Below are 19,798 nucleotides of genomic sequence, written 5' to 3' on the forward strand. Positions count from 1 at the left end.
GATTTATGTGTTTGCGCATAGAGGACGAAGGTTCTTGTGGGAAGTTAAACGAAGGAACCTTTTTATGTAAGTGCTGGTGCAGTTTCAAGACCCCGCCTGCCCCTGCTGTTTCAAGGAAGAACTGTAGGTGGTATAATATGGTTAATTTCAAAGAAACAAGACTATAGACAGATTGTGAGGGAATCGTATGAATTATATTAAAGCTGCGGCCGTCTCACCTGAGCTTCGGGTAGCAGATGTGGCCTACAACACCAAGGAGATTCTGCATGTTGTGCGAAACAGGCTTTCAGAAGATGTGAGAGCTGTTCTTTTTCCAGAACTCTCCTTAACGGGATATACGCCAGCAGATCTCTTTTTTACGGAAGATTTATTGCATGCTTCAGAAGAAGCGCTTCGTCTCATTGCAGAGGAAACGAAAGAACTGGATCTGATCCTTGTGGTGGGACTTCCCCTTCGTCACAGAAACCGCCTCTACAATACAGGGGCTGTGCTTCATAAGGGCAAAGTGCTGGGGGTTGTACCAAAGCAGCATTTGCCAAATTATAATGAGTTTTATGAGAGCAGATGGTTTACTGCATACGAAAAGAGCCATGGAAACGAGATTTACCTGAGAGGGTTTGGTGCAGTGCCTTTTGGACATCTTATTTTTGAAAGCGAGGCTTTCACCTTCGGTGTGGAGATCTGTGAAGATCTGTTTGCGGCGATTCCACCTTCTGCCAGTCTTTCTCTCCAGGGGGCAGAGATTATGTTCAATCTGTCTGCATCCAATGAACTGGTCGGGAAAAAAGAGTTTCGCCGAAGCCTGGTGAACCTGACCAGTGCCAAGAACATCGGAGCCTATGTATATGCTTCTTCTGGACCCAATGAGTCCACAACAGACCTGGTGTTTTCCGGGCACCTTCTCATTAGTGAGTATGGAACCCTCTTAAAAGAAAATAAACGCTTTTCCTTTGAAAGCGACCTGCTGGAAGCCTTTATTGATGTGAGCAGAATCCGTGGGGAACGCTTGAAGAACACCACCTTTCAAAGAGAAGCGCATCAGGCGTCTCATGAGGCTCTTCGAGTGCGTTTTTCTCAGGAACAAACTCCCATAAGGAATTTTGACAGAGAGATTGATCCCCATCCTTTTGTGCCCAAAGCTGAATCAGAGCGGATAGAACGGGCCAAGGAAATTCTTGCGATACAAAGCCATGGTCTTATCAAAAGGCTGAAGCATGTGGGACTTGATAAAACAGTACTGGGCATATCCGGTGGACTGGACTCCACCCTGGCCCTCCTCGTCATTGTGAAGGCCTATCAGGTGCTGAATCTGCCTTTAAAAAACATCATCACTGTGACCATGCCGGGATTTGGCACTACAGACAGAACATATCAGAATGCGCTTTCTCTTTGCAGGGAACTGGGGACAGATCTAAGGGAAATCAGTATCGTGAAAGCCTCTCTTCAGCATTTTGAGGATATCGGCCACGATCCTTCGGTTCATGATGCAACTTATGAAAATGTCCAAGCAAGAGAAAGAACTCAGATTCTGATGGACATCGCCAACAAAGAAGGTGGCATTGTCATCGGTACTGGGGACTTGTCAGAACTTGCCCTTGGCTGGTGCACCTACAATGGTGACCAGATGTCTATGTACAGTGTGAACGGTTCTATTCCAAAGACCCTGGTCCGTTATTTGGTGAAATACTTCTATGAAGTGGAGTTTCATGGAGAACTGTCCAGGATACTGAAAGATATTCTGGAGACTCCTGTCAGTCCCGAGCTTCTTCCCAAAGGAGATCAGGATGAACTGCTGCAGAAAACGGAGGATCTTGTAGGTCCATACGAACTCCATGATTTTTTCCTTTATCATTTCATGAAATACGGTGCAGGAGTGGAGAAAATTCTCTTTATGGCCGAACATGCTTTCCAAGAAAAGTATGACAAAGAAACCATCAGGAAGTGGCTGAAAGTTTTCATCCGCCGTTTTCATACCCAGCAGTTCAAAAGATCAGCCATGCCCGATGGCCCCAAAGTCGGCAGCATCTCTCTCTCTCCGCGAGGAGATCTCCGCATGCCATCAGATGCCGACTACGGAACTTTCACAAAACATTTAGACTAAGTTCATCTGTTTGAACATTTGGGGAATATAATAAAAGAGGTAATTGTTGCTTTATATAATAGATTTAAGAGAGGTGTTGCATATGTGGTTTCAGAAATCACAAGAAGAAGCTTTAACCGAACTTCAGGTTGAAGCTTCAAAAGGTCTCAGTAATGAGGAAGTTCAGAAAAGAAGAGAAAAATATGGCGAAAACAAGCTTCAGGAGAAGAAAAAGAAAACCCTTCTTCAGCTCTTTCTTTCACAGCTTCAGGATGCGCTGATCTATGTGCTTCTGGCAGCTTCCGTGGTCACATTAGTTGTAGGAGAGTATGCCGATACGGTCATCATCCTTGCGGTGGTCTTTCTGAATGCAGCCATTGGTGTCATCCAGGAGAACAAAGCGGAAAAAGCCATTGAGGCGCTGAATAAACTCACCACCCCCCATTCTCTTGTCAGAAGAAATGGTGAGACAACAGAAATCAATTCAACCGATATCGTCCCAGGAGACATCGTCATTTTGGATGCTGGCCGTTATGTTCCAGCGGATCTTCGTCTCATCAGCAGTGTGAACCTTCAGATTGAAGAATCAGCTCTGACAGGAGAATCGGTCCCGTCAGACAAGTTTTTTGACAAAGTGTTCGATGAAAATAAAATTCCGCTGGGAGATCAGGCGAACATGGCATTCATGTCTACCCTGGTCACCTATGGCCGTGGAGAAGGTGTGGTTGTTTCAACCGGTATGGATACTGTGGTGGGTCAGATTGCTAAGAGCCTGAATGAAGAGGTGGATGGAATGACGCCCCTTCAGAAACGTATGGATGAACTGGGTAAAACACTTGGAAAGCTAGCCTTAGGGATCACCATTCTGATGTTTGTCATAGGATTCTTCCAAGGCAGGGATCTTCTGGATATGTTGCTCACATCTATCAGTCTTGCGGTAGCGGCAATTCCTGAAGGACTTCCTGCCATTGTAGCCATTGTTTTAGCTTTGGGCGTCACCAGAATGAGTAAAATCAACGCCATTGTCAAGAAACTGCCTGCAGTGGAAACCCTAGGATCTGTCAATATCATCTGTTCCGACAAAACAGGCACTCTAACCCAAAACAAGATGACCGTTTTGAAATACTATGTTTATGATCAAATCAAAGATGTGGATATCAATGCGAAGTCCATTGAAGTGGAAAGTGAGACTCAGGAAGAGCTCATCAAATCTTTTGTTCTTTGCAGTGACGCCACATCCAACGAACAGGAATCCACCGGTGATCCCACAGAAATCGCGCTGATCGTTCTTGGAAACCGTCATGGGATGGCGAAGGATGAACTCAACAGACTGTATCCCAGAATCGATGAGAAACCTTTCGATTCAGACAGAAAACTCATGTCCACTCTGAATGAGGAAGAATCAGGGTACCGAGTCCATACGAAGGGTGCCATAGATAATATTCTAAAAATCTCAGATAAGATTCTCATCGGTGGAGAGGTAAAGCCGCTGACGGAGGACATGAGAGGAAGCATCATGAAAGCTTCAGAAGAAATGTCCAATGCAGCGCTTAGAGTACTTGGAGTAGCCTACAAGGATACAGAAGAGAGAATCTCTCCAGAGGATATGGAAAGCAACCTTACAGTAATCGGATTTGTCGCAATGATTGATCCACCCCGTATTGAAGTGAAAGACTCCATTGCATCCGCCCATGGTGCGGGAATCACCTCTGTGATGATCACAGGAGACCATAAGAATACCGCTGTGGCCATCGCCAAAGAGCTGGGCATTGCAGAGCGTATTGAGCAGGCTATGACAGGTGCTGAGATTGATGAACTCAGTGATGAGGAGTTTGCAAAGAAAATAAACGAGTATCGTGTTTTTGCAAGAGTTTCTCCTGAACACAAGGTGAAAATCGTGAAAGCCTATAAGGCTCAGGGGAACATTGTATCCATGACGGGTGACGGCGTCAACGACGCTCCTTCCCTGAAGCATGCGGATATCGGTGTAGCCATGGGAATTACGGGTACAGACGTATCCAAAGGCGCTGCGGATATGATCCTGACAGATGATAATTTCACCACCATCGTGGCAGCCATTGAAGAAGGAAGAAACATTTATAACAATATCAAGAAAGCGGTCATATTCCTTCTCTCCTGTAACCTTGGCGAAATTGTTGCTATTTTCATTTCGGTGCTCTTCTCCTTTGCGATTCCGCTCTTGCCAACTCAGATTCTTTGGGTGAATCTGGTGACTGATACATTACCAGCAATTTCCCTTGGCGTAGATCCAGGAGATGATGCTGTGATGAAGAAAAAACCGAGAGATCCAAAGGAAAGTTTCTTCGCTCAAGGAGCTGGAGTTCGCGCCATCATCGGTGGTCTTCTCATTGGTGCGCTGACTTTACTTGCTTTTACCATTGGTTTAGCTGAAAGAGGTGTTTCCTTAAGAGACTCTATGAATGCACCGGATGATGTCATTGTCTATGCAAGAACTATGGCTTTCGTCGTACTGGCGACATCACAGCTCTTCTACAGCCTGACGATGAGAAGCGAAACAAAATCTATTTTCCAGGTTGGCATCTTTAAAAACAAGTATCTCATTCTATCCATCATTGCTGGTGTAGTCCTTCAGTTTGGGGTCATTACAATCCCCTTCCTGGCAAATGCGTTCAAAGTGCATGCACTGCCTTTGAATGATTGGATCATTGTATTTGGATTGTCTCTGCTGCCTTTAATTGCAAATGAGATCATCAAAATATTTATGAGAATGAAAGAAGACTGATTATTCATTTTCGGGCTCAGAACTGGCGGTTCTTCCATCAGTTCTGTGTCTTTTTTTTAGATTCAATAAAATGAATATACCGAAGAATTTTCCCCCATGGTATAATCTTTAAGCAATCAATTTTCATAAGATCGAAAGAATAGTGAGGTTAATATGGAAAGATCAAAAAGATTCTTAGGACTCAAAAAAGAAGCGGTGCTTCTGGACTCTTGGCTCTATATCCTAAAAGCCATGCTTGCCATCGGTACGGGTTATATCTTAGGCAATATGTTTTCCGTCACAAGACTGGATATGATTTCTGTGCTGCTTGGTGTTATGTATAATCTAGAGGCAACGAATATTTCTGCTGTAAAAGGCGGGATCAACCAGCTTCTGGCATCGTTTCTTGGTGCAGTAACAACAGGAGTTTTAGTCTATATACTAGGTGTGAATGTAGTAACAGTCATGCTTGGGATGGGACTGACGCTTTTCATTGCCCTAAAGATTGACTACACAGCGGTCTCACCTGTGGCGATTTTCACAAGTATTTATATGACACAATATCTTCAAAGCGATGCACTGGGGAATCCCAGCATCCTTCTGACCATCAGACTGCGTATTTTTGCGCTGGGTCTTGGTGTCCTTATAGCTATGGTTTTCAATCTTGTGTTTTCCTTGATCTATTACAGGAAAATCACAAAGAAGAGGCTGGAATATGTGAAAGTGAAGCTGGATTTTGTCATGAGCTATACGTACCGTTTCCTGACGGAAGAAGGAGATTTGCAGCCTCAATATAATGCAGTATTTTCTTCTGCGTTTGCTGATATTGAAACGGTCTCCAGTAATTTGGCCGCATTGTCAAAAGACCCTCTCCTGCCCCTGAAAATATTGGAGAAGGAGCATCTGGAAACCGCCAAGGATATTGTAAAAAGAATGAAACTGATGACCCATCTGGCCTATGACAGCTGCTTTATCAAAGATACATTTAAAGTCATGATAAAACCGGATCAGCTGAAATCTTACCATGATTTCGCGGATAAGTTCGGACAACTTGATTTTCTCAAAGCAAGTCCTGACAAGGATAATTTCATGCCTCACTATCCTGTCTATGAGCTGGGAGAGGATCAGGCAAAAAGAATATATGAAAATTTGGATCTGATTTTTTCAGAATACAATACCATAGTGGAAGAACATCTTCGGGTGAAATAATGTAAATAAAAAGCACTGAAAGAACTCGCATTCTTTCAGTGCTTTATTGTCTTATGATCAGAGTGAACTTTCTAGAAGGTTCACAAGCTTCTCCATATATGTTTGCTCCAGATCGTTGAACCGGGCCAGTGAAGGACTGTCGATGTCAAGAACACCAAAAACAGCCCCTTCTTTATAGATGGGAACCACCAGCTCTGAACGGGATGCTGAATCACAAGCGATATGGTTATCAAGACTGAGCACATCATCCACACGCTGGGTTTTTCTTTCCTGTACCGCTGTTCCACATACCCCTTCTCCCACAGCAATTCTGTTGCAGGCAGGTTTTCCCTGGAATGGGCCAAGAATGAGGGTGCCCTCTTTCATCAGATAAAAGCCAACCCAGTTGATATCATCCATGTACATGTTTATGATGGCACTGATGTTGGATAAGTTTGCCAGAGTGTCTTTTTCATTTTTCAGTTGCGCCTTTGTAAAAAGAAGAGCGCTTTCCATTTTCTTTTCTGCAGTCATTCCTTTTGGATCTTTTGTCTCTAACATGCTGGTCTCCCCTTACTTTTCATCTTTCACCAGGTGTGTTCCCTTTTCATCCTGTCGGATCAGCCCTTTTTTCATAAGGTTTCCAAGAGCGATCTTAAAATAATTCTTGCTGCTGTTCCATTTTGTCTTGATTTCATCCGGTGTGGATTTATCATTGAATGGCATGAATCCGTCGTGTTCTTCCAGGTATCTGAGGATGGTATCAGAAAGCTCCTCTTTTGCTTCAATCATTTTCTTTCTTGGTGTAAAGCTGATTCTTCCATCTTCCAGTATTTTTTTCACTGTGCCAGAAATTCTGTCTCCTGGCTTTGCACTGAAGAAGTATTCATTCACCAGAATGATTCCTGGATACATATCATCTATGGCCACTTCCAGTGTGCCATTTGTCTGTTTATTATAAACAATGCCTGAAACGGTATCTCCTACTTTGTAGATCTCCTCTTCAGGTGTTTCCAGATATCTGCCGACTTCCGTGGAAGCAGCCAGACGTCCAGTCTTATCCTCATAGACAAAGAAGAGGTATTCTCTTCCCGTTTCCAAGGGGAATTTCATTTCTCTTTTGGGGACCAGAATGTCTCTTTCCAGACCAAAATTTACAAAGGCTCCAAAGTTTGTGACTGAAGATACACTTAGTACAGCAGTATTGTCAACTGTAACTTTAGGTTTCTTCATGGTGGCAATGAGACGGTCCTTGGAATCCCGATAGATAAATACTGTCACGGTCTCACCGACTTTTGGTTTCTCTCCTACGATGTTTCCGGTTGGAAGAAGAATATCATCTGAGGTGTTGCCTGTTTCTTTATCAAGATACAGGCCAAAAGATGCTTCTCTGGCCACTTTCAGTTCATTGTAATCTCCAAATTTAATCATTTTTTTCTCCTTTATGCGTCAGGCCATTTTGGTAATAATGTTCAGCGGAAGCCTCAATCTTCAGCACTTCTTCCGGAGTGAGATTCCTGATGAACTTTGCTGGCCGACCCATCCAAAGTTCTCCTTCTTTCACTACTTTTCCTTCGGTGACTAGACTGCCAGCACCGAGTATGGTGTTTTTCTCTATGACGGATCCATTCAGCAAAATGCTCCCCATGCCGATGATGGAGTGGCCTAGTATCTTTGTGCCATGAATGATGCAGCTGTGCCCAATAGTGACAGCATCTCCTACTTCCAGGGGCAGGTCATGGTCTGAGTGGAAAACACATAAATCCTGAATGTTCGTTTTCTTTCCGATTCTTATGGGAGCAACATCCCCACGAAGTACAGATCCATACCACACAGAGGAGCCTTCATCAATTTGAACATCCCCAATGACCATGGCATTTTCTGCGATAAAGGTATGCTCATTAATTTCTGGTGTGAGTGTATTCAGTGATTTTATCATACATCAGCCTACCTTTCTGAATTTAGTGTTTTTGACCTTTTAAAATCCTATTAAATTTCTTTTCTTTGAACCCCAAGGCGTTCCTATTGCGAAACTGGCAAAAAACCTATATGTTGTGTTTTTAGAGGTTGAATTGCACTAGATATGGTATTATACTTAAGCCATCGTAATAAATTCAGGAGGTTCGAAATGAAGGATATTAAAGACTTGTTCAAACGTTATTATACTAAAGAGCTGGAGAATAATAAAGACAAAACTGTATATGATCTGTTTGAATGGACCAAGAGAGATGTGCTTCTGAAAAATCATAAGACCGGTAAAGTTCTGGTGGATATGAAAGATCTGGAGTTTCCTGCTCATTATTCACAAAATGCAGTAGATATCATCGCTTCCAAGTATTTTAGAAAAGCCGGTGTGGACAATGAGCTTGGCTATGAAAACTCCATGCGCATGGTTGCCCACAGAATGGTGAATTTCTGGACAGAATCACTTGTGGATGAAGGAATCATCACAACGGACGAGGAAAAGGACATCTATTATGATGAAATGGTCTATGGACTGCTGAATCAGATGTATGCGCCAAACTCTCCACAGTGGTTCAACACAGGACTTCATTTAAGCTATGGTATCACCGGCGGACAAAATGATCTCTTCTACTATGATGAAACCGAGAAGAAAGTAGTCAAATCCAAAGACACGTATTCAAGAACACAGGCATCAGCCTGTTTTATCCTCTCTATTGAAGATAAGCTTCTTGGAGACCATTCCATCTCTGAGCAGTATGTCACAGAAACCAAGCTTTTTAAAGGCGGATCAGGAACTGGAACAAACTTCTCAAACATCAGAGCCATTGGAGAGAAGCTTACTGGTGGTGGCGTTTCATCAGGGCTCATGAGTTTCCTGAAGGGACTCGACAGAAATGCAGGAGCCATCAAGTCAGGTGGTACCACCAGAAGAGCAGCGAAGATGGTTTGTCTTGATATTGACCATCCCGAGATTGAAGAGTTCATTCTTTGGAAGGCAAAAGAAGAAGATAAGGTACGCGCATTATCCAAGATGGGGTATGATGCGGATATCGATGGAGAAGCCTACGAGACCGTATCTGGCCAGAATTCAAACAACTCCTTGAGAATCTCAGATGATTTCATGAGAAAAGTGAAAAATCTTGGGGAAAATCCAAATGAAACCATCACACTCAAAGGAAGAGTGGATGACAGAGTCAACCGGGACATTGAAGTGGCGAAGCTCTGGGAAGAGTTCAATGATGCTGCTTGTAAGTCAGCAGACCCCGCTCCTCAGTTCACGGATACATTCAATGCATGGCATACCTGCCCTGCTGGTGAAGATGGAGAACTGTATGCAAAGCACAATATGCTGAACTCCACCAATCCATGCGGAGAGTATGCATTCTTGGATGACACCAGCTGTAATCTTGCGTCCCTCAATATCTATAGATTCTACGATGTGGAGAAGAACCATCTGGATGTTAAAGGCTTGAAGCATATGATCGGACTGAACCAGCTTTTACTGGAAGCGTCGATTCACTGGGGACAGTTCCCTACCGTGGATATCGCAAGAAAGACCTATATGTTCAGAACCACAGGACTCGGTATTGCGAACAGCGCTTCCCTGCTCATGGCTTTAGGCATTCCTTATGATTCTGAGGAAGCGAGAGCATTGTCTGCAGCAATCATGGGCCTGATCACGGGAGAAAGTTATCATATTTCCGCTCTTATGGCAAAGGCTGTGGGAACATTTGAAAAATATGGCATCAACAAACCTTATATGAACCGTGTCATCAGAAACCATGCAAGAGTTGCAGGTGCCCTGGATTCTGAACTGGAAGAGCTCCATTATGAACCATTTAGAGTAAACCATGGGGTTCTGCAGGATCTTGGACATGTGGAACTGAGTGACACACTGAAAGAATCCTGGATGGAAGCTGTGGAGCAGGGTGAGAAGTATGGATATAGAAATGCCCAGGTGAGTGTTATTGCACCCACTGGCACCATCTCCTTTGCCATGGACTGTGCAGCCACATCCATTGAACCATTCTTCTCTCATGTTGTTTATAAGAAACTGGTTGGCGGCGGATATATGACCATTGCGAACCCTATCATCGAAGTGGCACTGAAGAACCTTGGCTATAGCCGGGATGAGATCAAAGACATCATGGACTATGTCGGCAAGGAAGAAAACGGCATGGTTGTAGATGGTAAGATTGAAGGTGCGCCTCATTTGAAGGAAGAACACTATCCAATCTTTGATACAGCGAATGTTTGTGGAACAGGAAAGAGATTCATTCATCACTATGGACATGTATACATGGTGGCAGCTCTTACCCCACTGGTATCCGGTGCCATCTCCAAAACTGTGAATCTGCCAAAGGAAGCAACAGTGGAAGATTTCAAGGAAGTGCATATCCGTTCCTGGGAAACTGGTGTAAAGGGTATTTCTCTTTACCGTGATGGATCCAAGTTCGCTCAGCCACTGAACACCAAGATCGACTACAAGGATGAGAACCTGGCTCTGGAGAATCTCACCTATGATGCTCTTCTTTCCTATGCGAAGGAAGCGAAGAACCATATGCCAAAATCATCCAGTGCTGCAGGAAACAGAAGAGAAAAGATGACAGGAATCCGTGCAGGACATACACATCCAGCACAGATCGAAGATGTTAAAGTATATATTACAGTGAATAGAAATGCTCGCGGAGAAATATCAGAAATATATATGACCACAGACCGCGAAGGAACACTGATCACTGGACTTCTGAACTCTTTATCAAAGACCATTTCTGTGATGCTCCAGTATCATATTCCGCCAAAGGATATTTCCAGAATGCTGAGAGGCCAGAAATATGAGCCATACGGATTTGTATCCAAGCATCCATATATTAAGAATGTGAGTTCCATCTCTGACTTGATCTCTAAGGTCATTGACATCGAGCTGGGAGATTTCTCCAGAGTTCAGATCAAACCGGAAGAAAATGATGTGCTTACAAGATCGAAATCCCGTTTTGTCAACGCACAGTTTGAAGAAGTTGCGACAAAACAGCTTTCTCTTGTGGTAGATGAACGTGATGTGAAAGACATTATCAAAGATGCAGAAAAAAATGGAGAGAAAATTTATGACTCCGTCTGCCCTACCTGTCAGAGTACAAGAATGGTAAAAAACGGAACCTGTAAAGTCTGCCTTGACTGCGGCACCACAACTGGTTGCTCATAAAACAAACCAATCTAACAGCGAAAACCCCCGTTGCCTTTTGGCATCGGGGGTTTATCAGTTCAAACCATGTGGTTATTTCTTTTTCTTTTTCCCTTTTCCGCTGTCCCGGATGATGTCTTTCTCATCCACATACTTCAGCTTGTTAGGCTTCGCTTTAGGTTTGATGACTTGAGTGTTTTGGGACTTTTCTTTCGGTACTCCAATCTTTGAGAGTCCTGAAAGATCTGCATACCATAGGAATAAAAAGACAAAGATTCCGGTTGGCAGATAGTTCAAAAACATATTGTCGGTATACGCTGGCACAATCAGACCAATGAAGAGAAAGACCAGTCCAAGGACCAGTACAATCCACTTGTTGATTTTGATTTTACTCAAGAAGTAGAGATTGGCCATGGAGTACACGACGAAAATACCGATAGAAAGTGCAAAGACCATAAGTAAATTGTTCCAGTTCAAGATTAAAACCTCCTCAGTTCTCTCTTATTTTAGGTTATTTCCAATTACTTGGCAAGAGGCCCACTTGCAGATCTGTTTTTGTAGAAATCATAACAATACTTTGTTTTTCAAAAGAGTATCTAGACAAATCGTTATTTTTTGTGTATTATAAATTCCATGGAAAAATAATATTTTTTTTACGATATTATTATTTTATGTCATTTTATTTGATATAATAAGTTATATCGATTATGGGGGTGCATTATGACAAGTCACGCAGGTATTAACTTAGATGATTTGGATCTGCAGATACTGGAGATTCTCATCAAAGACGCCAGAACACCATATCTAGAAATCGCTAGAGTATGCCATGTTTCCGGCGGAACGATTCATGTCAGAATGAAGAAAATGGAAGATTTGGGGATTATCAAAGGCACAAAGATCCTTTTGGATATGCCGAAATTAGGCTATGACGTCTGCTGTTTTGTTGGAATCTATTTGGATAAGAGTTCATCTTTCCAAGCGGCTATTGACGAGCTATCCAAGATCAATGAGATTGTGGAGCTTCACTATACTACTGGAGACTACTCCATTTTCACAAAGCTTGTATGCAAGAACATCGCTCATCTGCAAGACCTGCTTCTGAACAGCATTAATGTGATCAGCGGCGTGCAGAGAACAGATACCTTCATCTCTCTTTCTCAGCCACTGGATCGGAATATTAAGCTGTAATATAAAAAGCAACACTGCTATGGTGTTGCTTTTTTGCTTGTGTTCAGCTGTTCCAGCTGTCCAGTTCGTTCTGGATTCTCGCCGCAAGGATCTCATCGATATTTTTCTCATCTTCTGGGTCCAGCTCTCTAAGATAGATCGGTGGCAGAAATCTTAGATGGACTGGAACATGGGGTCTTACCCGATAGGTTTCCTCAAATACTTTATAAGCATCATTAACGACCATAGGCACAATGGCGGCACCGGACTTTTGTGCAATCTTAAAGCTCCCTTTGTGGAAGTCATTCATTTTTCTGGACTTGCTTCTGGTTCCTTCTGGGTAGATCAGCACATCGTGCTGCTCTTCCTTGATTCGCCTGATGGCCTCCAGAATGGTTTTTAATCCCTCACGGGCATTCTCGCGGTCCAGATACAGAACGTCCATCTCTGTGCCCAATCTGCCTATGATGGGCATGTTCAAAATCTCCTTCTTTCCGATGAGTGTCAGATGGCGGGATTTGATTTTCTGGATCAGAGCATTGACTGTTACATAAATATCGATATAAGACTGGTGATTCCCCATAAAGACCACAGGTTCGTCCGGGATATTCTCCAATCCATCCACGGTCAGGTTCATCTTGGAATATTTTATCAGTTCTCCAGTATGAATTTCCGCTCTTTTTACAATCTCATGATAGTATTCATCTTTTGAAAGGCTCTGTTTCCTCCGTTTTACCCAGATCAGTCTAAACCATAGGCGGATCAGAGACAATCCAAATCGGAGTTTTGCAATAATATCAAAAAGCATGTTTTTCTCTCCTCTTTTATTAGAACTAGTTCTATTATAAGGGATTTCTTACTTTAATCCTATGATTTTGTATCTTAGCGCATAGTTCGCAGATCTTCTTTCATAATATCCAATACAAACCATGTATAGGTTTAGAAAAGATGAATTAAATGGTAGAATAAGAAGATGAAAAGAAAGGAAATGAGCCATGAGAAAAAGAAGTTATATTCCTATGATACTGATTGCATTACTGGTTGCTGGTCTATCAGGCATCTATTTTTTTCTGGACTATGGCATTGTCGGCATCGAGAAAACATCTGAAGTCGAGAGAATACAGAATACTCCCCTGCCAGTGAAAGTTCATTTCATTGACATTGGTCAGGGAGATGCCACTTTTATAGAAATACTGGGTCAGACCATGCTCATTGATGCGGGAGAGAAAGAACACGCAGAAAAGATCATTGAGTACCTGAAAAGTTATGATGTGGAGAAATTGGACTATGTGATTGCAACGCATCCCCATGAAGATCATATCGGAGGTATGGGAGTGGTTCTCAGCGCTTTTGATGTTGCTTCGTTTTATATGCCTGATAAGCATCTTGTCACAAAATCATTCCAGCATATGATGAGCGAAGTAAAGAACCATGGACTGGAGCCGCTCTACATTAAGGGGGGAATGGTGCTTAATTTCAGCAAGGACATCCGCTTGGAGTTTCTGTCTCCAAACCGGGATACCTACCTGAATCCAAATAATTACTCTCCGATTATGAGACTTGTGGTTGGAAACAATGCGTTTCTATTTACAGCGGATGCTGAGGAACTCATTGAACAGGAAGTGCTGAGATTGGGTGTTCCACTGGAAGCTGAAGTGATGAAGGTTCCACATCATGGGTCTAAAACCAGCAGCTCTGAAGCTTTTCTTGAAAAAGTGACGCCCAGATATGGTGTAGTGACATCTGGTCTTGGAAATGACCATAATCTTCCCTCCCCTGAGATTCTGGAACGCTATGATACGCTAGGTATACAAATACTCCTGACCGAAGAGCTGGGAACTATTGTCTTTGGGTCCAACGGCAAAGAAGTGATTCCTCTACGCAATTGACAGAAATCCGATGGATAGTATAATTAGAATGACGATGAAGTTTTGGGCAGACCAAAACTTCTTTAATCTGTAAGGAGGCCATTATGAGCAAAATTAGAACAAGATTTGCCCCTAGCCCAACGGGTTACATGCATGTGGGTAATTTGAGAACAGCACTTTATGCTTATCTGATCGCAAAGCATGAGGATGGAGATTTCATCCTCCGAATTGAGGATACAGATCAGGAGCGGTATGTTGAAGGTGCAGTGGATGTGATCTTCAAGACACTGAAAGATACAGGACTGATTCATGATGAAGGTCCAGATGTAGGCGGAGACTTTGGTCCCTATGTGCAAAGTGAACGTAGAGATCTTTATAAGAAATATGCACTTGAACTGGTGGAAAAGAAAGAAGCCTACTACTGCTTCTGTACAAAGGAACGTCTGGACATGCTGCGAGACAATGCAGAAGCTCAGAAAAAACCCTTCAAGTATGATAAGCACTGCTGTGCGCTGTCGGAGAATGAAGTAGAAGAGAACCTGAAAAAAGGACTCCCCTATGTCATCAGACAGAACAATCCAACAGAAGGCGTCACTAAGTTTGAAGATGTCATTTATGGAACCATCAGTGTTGATAATGAAGAGCTGGAAGATATGGTGCTTTTAAAGAGTGATGGTCTGCCTACTTACAACTTTGCCAACGTGGTGGATGATCACCTGATGGAGATCACCCATGTGGTGAGAGGATCCGAGTATCTCTCCTCTTCCCCTAAATACAACCGACTTTATGAGGCTTTTGGCTGGAATGTGCCCGTGTATGTTCATTGTCCCCCCATTATGAAGGACGCTCAGCATAAGCTCTCCAAGAGAACGGGAGATGCATCTTTTGAAGACCTGCTTGGCAAAGGTTATCTGAAGGAAGCAGTGATGAACTATATTTCCCTACTCGGATGGAATCCTGGTACCACACAAGAAATTTTTTCCTTAGAAGAGCTGGTTGAAATATTTAACTACAAGAACATCAATAAAAGTCCTGCCATTTTCGATTCAGAAAAATTGAGATGGATGAATGGGGAATACCTGAAAAAGATGTCACTGGAAGAGTTCCATACGCTAGCACTCCCTTATATCCTAAAGGATATTAAGGAAAAGCCATTGAATACAATGAAGATTGCTGAAATTCTTCATAATCGTGTTGAAGTCCTTGCGGAAATTGAAGGTCAGCTAGATTTCTTCTATGCACTCCCTGAGTATTCTACCGAACTTTATACACACAAGAAGATGAAAACAGACAGTGCTGTGGCGCTGTCTTCCCTAGAAACCATCCTGCCAGTTCTTGAAAGTATACCGGATGAGGCGTGGACACTGGATAATCTTCATGAGATTGTGCTCAATAAGGTGAAGGAACTGGGTCTTAAGAATGGTCAGATGCTCTGGCCTATCAGAACCGCTTTATCGGGGAAACAGTTCACTCCAGGTGGGGCATTTGAAGCGGCAGATATACTTGGAAAGATAGAATCACTGGAGCGAATCAAGATCGGAATTGATCTGCTGAAGAAAGAGCTACAATAGTAAATAACAGTAGAAAAAGCAGTTAAAAGTAAAATTTTGACTGCTTTTTTGATGCTGTGAAACGAAGATAAATTCTCAGGAAATCAATTTACTGTAAAATAATCCCGGATTTTATCCAGCGTTTTTTCACCAATCCTATTTACATGAAGAAGATCCTCCACGGAGGTGAACCTTCCCGTTTCTTCCCTATAAGCAAGAATATTGTCAGCAGTGGATGGACCAATGCCGGTTACGGTCATGAGCTCTTCCCTTGTGGCAGTGTTGAGATTGATTTGTCCTTTCTTTTGACTACCTTGAATATTAGGAGGGATTTGAAGGAGTTCCTCTCCTATCTCAGGAAAGTAAAAGGATTGACCGTCTTCTATGTGCATGGCTAGATTGACCGTCCTCAGTTCAGCAGATTCAGTTCCGCCACCAGCTTTCCAAAATAGATCGTGGAGTCTGGAATCTTTATTCATCTGATACACCCCTGGATTCTGGACGGCACCTTTGATTTCAACGATGATTTCGCTTATTTCCTCGACTTTTTCTGGTAAGGTTGGAGAAATCAGGTCCGTAGCATCCTTTGTATCGTCCTCCACATAGAGATTCTTCTGTTCTAGTGCACAACCAGTAGAAATAGATAATAAAAGAGACATCAAAAGTAGAATTAAATATCTTCGCATGTTTTGGTTACCTCCTGCATTTTGGTCATATATATTATGCAGAAGTTTTGATTTTTTATAGAGTTGATTTCAATATTTTGTTATAATTACAACAGCGAGGTGTTAACAAATTGAGACATTATATGAGATTTATGAATTTTTTGCTTACATTGACACTGATTTTTTCACTTGGCTCCCCTCTTTGGGAAGTAAAGGCCATTACAAGTCCACCAGAAATCACAGCAGAATCTGTTCTGATTCTTGATGTGGAGTCTGGTGAAGTTATCTATGAGAAGAATGCAACAACAAAGCATATGATTGCGTCCACCACCAAAGTTATGACAGCGATACTGGCCTATGAGAACCTGGAGATGGACAAAGTGATCACCATCGGTCCCAATCCCCCTTATGCTCAAGGATCCTCCATGGGATTCAAGGAAGGGGAAGAAGTTATGGTGGTTGATCTGCTCTATGCCTTAATTCTTCACTCTGCCAATGATGCAGCAGAAGCTCTGGCAGAAGCAATAGATGGAACTATGGAAAAGTTCGCGGAAAGAATGACAAAAAGAGCACATGATATCGGCGCTGTTGACACAGTTTTCCATAATCCCTCAGGACTTTCCGATTCGGATGATCTGGAGAACAATAATTATACCACCGCAAAAGATCTTTCTCTCATCATGGCCGAAGTATTAAAGTATGATGAGCTTGTTGAACTGGGACAGAAAAAAAGTCACATGCTCCCTCTCACAAACCTTGTTGCGGACACCAACCGATGGGCAACCAATAAGAACCAGATGTTGTATCAGAACAGTAAGTTTTATTATGAACCTATCATTTTTGGTAAAACAGGATGGACGCCAGAAGCTGGATTTTCTTGGACAGCCTTGGCGGAAAAAGATGGACGAAAATTCGCTGTGTCTATGTTGAGGGCTGTGAATCAGGATACCTACTGGTTGGAGACCAGAAGTTTGCTTGAATGGGCTTTCCAGGAAACAGAAGTACATAAGTTGTATACAAAAGGACAGCTTCTTGAAAATGCTGTGCTCAGTAATGGTGAGACAGTTCCCCTTTATGCGAAGGATGATTTTTATTATGTTACAGCTCCATTAGAACGTCCGATGCCTGTCATTGATTTTCAAGGATTAGAAATCAGTCAAAATTATAATGCTGGTGAGACCGTACATGTGGCGAAGGTCACCTTAGACCAAGAGGTCATCGGAGAAATTGAACTCGTCTGCGAAGATAACATTCATCTCATTGCCAGTGAAGGAGAAGAGTCTCCAGAGGGAGAAGGTTCAGAATCGAAGAGTTCCATCTTCAGTCACCCATTTGTTCGAGTTCTCTCCATTTTATTCTTCAGTATTATACTCGTCTTTTCGGTCCTGTTCATTTTAGGGCTCGTACTGAGAAAACGTCGAAGAAGAATACGTTCTAGAAAAATGTCCAACAAAAGATTGCAGTATTTGAAGCAGCTGGAAGAAACCAGAAGATGATAGTGTAAAACCCACCTGCAGCAGGATGATTTATCCGGCTGCATGTGGGTTTTTTTAAGCTCACTTTAGCATGATATGTCGATGCGTAAAGCTATAAGGCTCCAGATGATGCACCTCACCAAACTGTGCTGAGATATCACAGCTCATATTTTCAAGTCCGATGACATCAGCAAGTACAGTCCGAACCTTTTCTGGTTTCGAATTTACAAGTATCAGGTGGCACTCCTCTTCCGTTTTCCTGAGGTAACCAAACATCTCTTCCTGATAAAAAGGGATGAATTCTCCTGATGTAAGTGCTTCATGGTTTTTTCTGAGTTCAATCATAGACTGGTAGATGGCAAAGATCTCTGGAGACTCCTTCCCCCAAGGGTAAGGACCGCGGTTAAAAGGATCCGCCTCCCCTTCCATTCCAGCCTCATCACCATAATAGATGCATGGTACACCAGGAAATGTCAGCAGCAGGCCCACAGCAACCTTAAGTTTTCGAGTATCTTTCAGCTCTGTGAGGATTCTACGGGTATCATGAGTACCCAGGTTGTTTAAAGCGGAATAAAGAGCTTCAGAGGGATAATTTTCTTTGAGAGACATAAACCTCATATAAAGGTCTTTTGCCCGCATGTGGCCATTAAGATAAGCTATGACCCCATCCTTAAAAGGATAGTTCATGGTTCCATGAAGTTCATCTCCTAAGAGATACCGTCTTCTTTTGCCATAGGCGATCTTATTGGACGCATCTTCCCAAACTTCTCCAATGAGAACCTGATCTTCACTTACAGCATCTATGGCTCGGCGAATCTCTTCAATAAATTCATCAGGCATCTCATCAGCAACATCCAGTCTCCATCCGCCTATTCCCATACGGGACCACTTCTCTATGACACCATCCCTGCCAACAATGAAGTTTTTATAACTGTCATCATTCTCGTTCACGTTGGGCAGGTCTTTGACGCCCCACCAGCTTTCATAATCATGAGGATACTGGAAAAAGTTAAACCAAGAGTAGTAAGGAGAATCTGTACTTTGTGCTGCACCTACAGTTTCATAGCTGCCAAAAGCATTGAAGTATTTGGAGTCAGCACCTACATGATTGAAGACCCCATCCAGAACAATACGGATTCCCCTTTTTTCAGCTTCCTGTAAGAGTGTCTTAAACGTTTCTTCATTACCGAACATCTCATCAATTTTCATATAATCACCAGTATCATATTTATGATTGCTTCGCGCCTTGAAGATGGGATTGAGATAGATTCCGCCAATCCCAAGAGACTTCAGATAATCCAGTTTTTGGAGAACACCTTTGAGATTTCCACCAAAGAAATCCCAGCGTAGAATATTCCCCTGATGGTCTTTGATGTACATGGGACTGTCGTCCCATGTGGCATATAGAAAAGAGTTCTTCTTGGGAGAGCGTACTTTTCCATGTTCTTCCCCATTAAAGAACCTGTCCACAAAAATCTGATAAAAGACAGCATTTTTATACCATCCAGGGGCACTTTTTTGATAGTTGTGTACGGTGATCTGATAGGGTATGAGTTCCCATCTGTTTTCACGGACGACGGCTTCGCCACCGATCCCTTGAGTGGGTGCACCCAAGTAAACTGTTCTGCGCATGCCGTGGTCATCATAGTTCAAAATAAAGAAATAAAAGCACAGTCCAAGTGCTGGAGAAGAAAAGGATGCGGTGAAAATGCCTTCCTCGGGAGAGGACATTTTTAAGTACTGTTCCCCCTGTCCTTCTTTGGAAACAACAAAAGTCACTTCTGGATTCATGGCGTGCTTCACAGAGAGGGTAAATTGAATCTCCTGATCTTTCAGCACAGCACCAAATGGTTTTTTGTGCTGAATCTGAAATGAATTATATTGGATTTGAATCTCGCGGTATTTCATCTTTTATT

General features: G+C 42.7%; 15 protein-coding genes. 8 read left to right on the forward strand and 7 right to left on the reverse strand.

The genetic code is table 11. The features are described 5' to 3' along the window. Positions 1-187: 187 nt before the first annotated feature. From DEF30_RS11650 to DEF30_RS11660, 3 genes are all read left to right on the forward strand, one after another. A complete protein-coding gene (locus tag DEF30_RS11650) occupies positions 188-2,101 on the forward strand; it encodes an NAD(+) synthase (RefSeq protein ID WP_294099571.1) in 1,914 nt (637 codons plus the stop codon). A gap of 82 nt (positions 2,102-2,183) precedes the next feature. Further along, complete coding sequence (locus tag DEF30_RS11655) at positions 2,184-4,844, forward strand: calcium-translocating P-type ATPase, PMCA-type (RefSeq protein WP_294099572.1); 2,661 nt, start codon at positions 2,184-2,186, stop codon at positions 4,842-4,844. A 153-nt stretch (positions 4,845-4,997) separates the two neighbouring features. After that, positions 4,998-6,032 carry an FUSC family protein gene (locus DEF30_RS11660; RefSeq protein WP_294099575.1) on the forward strand — a complete coding sequence of 345 codons (1,035 nt, stop codon included), beginning with the start codon at positions 4,998-5,000 and terminating at the stop codon, positions 6,030-6,032. Between the two features lie 57 nt (positions 6,033-6,089). Here the strand turns inward: DEF30_RS11660 and DEF30_RS11665 are convergent, their stop codons facing one another. From DEF30_RS11665 to DEF30_RS11675, 3 genes are read right to left on the reverse strand one after another with little or no spacing between them, the layout of a single operon-like run. Next, on the reverse strand, positions 6,090-6,572 hold the full coding sequence (locus tag DEF30_RS11665) for a GAF domain-containing protein (protein WP_294099578.1): 483 nt from the start codon (positions 6,570-6,572) through the stop codon (positions 6,090-6,092). 12 nt (positions 6,573-6,584) lie between these two features. Beyond that, positions 6,585-7,442, reverse strand: a complete 858-nt coding sequence (locus DEF30_RS11670; RefSeq protein WP_294099580.1) for a S1-like domain-containing RNA-binding protein — start codon at positions 7,440-7,442, stop codon at positions 6,585-6,587. Further along, positions 7,435-7,950, reverse strand: a complete 516-nt coding sequence (locus tag DEF30_RS11675) for a gamma carbonic anhydrase family protein (protein ID WP_294099585.1) — start codon at positions 7,948-7,950, stop codon at positions 7,435-7,437. The genes DEF30_RS11670 and DEF30_RS11675 overlap by 8 nt, the downstream gene beginning before the upstream one ends. Before the next feature lie 144 nt (positions 7,951-8,094). On the opposite strand from DEF30_RS11675, the gene DEF30_RS11680 reads away from it, so the two are divergent. Beyond that, on the forward strand, positions 8,095-11,178 hold the full coding sequence (locus DEF30_RS11680; RefSeq protein WP_294099587.1) for a vitamin B12-dependent ribonucleotide reductase: 3,084 nt from the start codon (positions 8,095-8,097) through the stop codon (positions 11,176-11,178). A gap of 72 nt (positions 11,179-11,250) precedes the next feature. Here DEF30_RS11680 and DEF30_RS11685 read toward each other — a convergent pair whose 3' ends face one another. Further along, a complete protein-coding gene (locus DEF30_RS11685) occupies positions 11,251-11,634 on the reverse strand; it encodes a hypothetical protein (RefSeq protein ID WP_294099591.1) in 384 nt (127 codons plus the stop codon). Positions 11,635-11,877: 243 nt separating this feature from the next. On the opposite strand from DEF30_RS11685, the gene DEF30_RS11690 reads away from it, so the two are divergent. Then, positions 11,878-12,345 carry an Lrp/AsnC ligand binding domain-containing protein gene (locus tag DEF30_RS11690; RefSeq protein WP_031575961.1) on the forward strand — a complete coding sequence of 156 codons (468 nt, stop codon included), beginning with the start codon at positions 11,878-11,880 and terminating at the stop codon, positions 12,343-12,345. Between the two features lie 43 nt (positions 12,346-12,388). Here DEF30_RS11690 and DEF30_RS11695 read toward each other — a convergent pair whose 3' ends face one another. Beyond that, on the reverse strand, positions 12,389-13,132 hold the full coding sequence (locus DEF30_RS11695) for a lysophospholipid acyltransferase family protein (protein WP_294099594.1): 744 nt from the start codon (positions 13,130-13,132) through the stop codon (positions 12,389-12,391). A 211-nt stretch (positions 13,133-13,343) separates the two neighbouring features. Here DEF30_RS11695 and DEF30_RS11700 point away from each other — a divergent pair, with 211 nt between their 5' ends. After that, the gene (locus tag DEF30_RS11700) at positions 13,344-14,213 is read left to right on the forward strand and encodes an MBL fold metallo-hydrolase (RefSeq protein ID WP_294099596.1); all 870 of its coding nucleotides are present in this window, start codon (positions 13,344-13,346) and stop codon (positions 14,211-14,213) included. A gap of 83 nt (positions 14,214-14,296) precedes the next feature. Next, a complete protein-coding gene (gltX, locus tag DEF30_RS11705; protein WP_294099598.1) occupies positions 14,297-15,763 on the forward strand; it encodes a glutamate--tRNA ligase in 1,467 nt (488 codons plus the stop codon). A gap of 83 nt (positions 15,764-15,846) precedes the next feature. Here gltX and DEF30_RS11710 read toward each other — a convergent pair whose 3' ends face one another. Further along, positions 15,847-16,428, reverse strand: coding sequence for a helix-hairpin-helix domain-containing protein (locus tag DEF30_RS11710; protein ID WP_294099600.1), 582 nt, complete (start codon positions 16,426-16,428; stop codon positions 15,847-15,849). 131 nt (positions 16,429-16,559) lie between these two features. Between DEF30_RS11710 and DEF30_RS11715 the strand changes: the two genes are divergently transcribed. Continuing rightward, complete coding sequence (locus tag DEF30_RS11715; protein ID WP_294099602.1) at positions 16,560-17,903, forward strand: D-alanyl-D-alanine carboxypeptidase family protein; 1,344 nt, start codon at positions 16,560-16,562, stop codon at positions 17,901-17,903. A 60-nt stretch (positions 17,904-17,963) separates the two neighbouring features. On the opposite strand, the gene DEF30_RS11720 is transcribed toward DEF30_RS11715, so the two are convergent. Continuing rightward, positions 17,964-19,790 (reverse strand): glycoside hydrolase family 13 protein, encoded by a 1,827-nt coding sequence (locus tag DEF30_RS11720; RefSeq protein ID WP_294099603.1) that lies wholly within the window; start codon positions 19,788-19,790, stop codon positions 17,964-17,966. Positions 19,791-19,798: the final 8 nt, after the last annotated feature.

The sequence above is a fragment of the Proteiniclasticum sp. genome (assembly GCF_003514505.1).
Classification (GTDB): domain Bacteria; phylum Bacillota; class Clostridia; order Clostridiales; family Clostridiaceae; genus Proteiniclasticum.

Excerpts from the sequence above, each read along its gene's own strand:
- DEF30_RS11715 (WP_294099602.1), top strand. The coding sequence starts at position 16,560 with ATGAATTTTTTGCTTACATTGACACTGATTTTTTCACTTGGCTCCCCT.
- DEF30_RS11660 (WP_294099575.1), top strand. The coding sequence starts at position 4,998 with ATGGAAAGATCAAAAAGATTCTTAGGACTCAAAAAAGAAGCGGTGCTT.
- DEF30_RS11690 (WP_031575961.1), top strand. The coding sequence starts at position 11,878 with ATGACAAGTCACGCAGGTATTAACTTAGATGATTTGGATCTGCAGATA.
- DEF30_RS11680 (WP_294099587.1), top strand. The coding sequence starts at position 8,095 with ATGGTATTATACTTAAGCCATCGTAATAAATTCAGGAGGTTCGAAATG.
- DEF30_RS11655 (WP_294099572.1), top strand. The coding sequence starts at position 2,184 with ATGTGGTTTCAGAAATCACAAGAAGAAGCTTTAACCGAACTTCAGGTT.
- DEF30_RS11695 (WP_294099594.1), bottom strand. The coding sequence starts at position 13,132 with ATGCTTTTTGATATTATTGCAAAACTCCGATTTGGATTGTCTCTGATC.
- DEF30_RS11650 (WP_294099571.1), top strand. The coding sequence starts at position 188 with ATGAATTATATTAAAGCTGCGGCCGTCTCACCTGAGCTTCGGGTAGCA.
- DEF30_RS11675 (WP_294099585.1), bottom strand. The coding sequence starts at position 7,950 with ATGATAAAATCACTGAATACACTCACACCAGAAATTAATGAGCATACC.
- DEF30_RS11710 (WP_294099600.1), bottom strand. The coding sequence starts at position 16,428 with ATGCGAAGATATTTAATTCTACTTTTGATGTCTCTTTTATTATCTATT.
- DEF30_RS11720 (WP_294099603.1), bottom strand. The coding sequence starts at position 19,790 with ATGAAATACCGCGAGATTCAAATCCAATATAATTCATTTCAGATTCAG.
- DEF30_RS11670 (WP_294099580.1), bottom strand. The coding sequence starts at position 7,442 with ATGATTAAATTTGGAGATTACAATGAACTGAAAGTGGCCAGAGAAGCA.
- gltX (WP_294099598.1), top strand. The coding sequence starts at position 14,297 with ATGAGCAAAATTAGAACAAGATTTGCCCCTAGCCCAACGGGTTACATG.
- DEF30_RS11700 (WP_294099596.1), top strand. The coding sequence starts at position 13,344 with ATGATACTGATTGCATTACTGGTTGCTGGTCTATCAGGCATCTATTTT.
- DEF30_RS11665 (WP_294099578.1), bottom strand. The coding sequence starts at position 6,572 with ATGTTAGAGACAAAAGATCCAAAAGGAATGACTGCAGAAAAGAAAATG.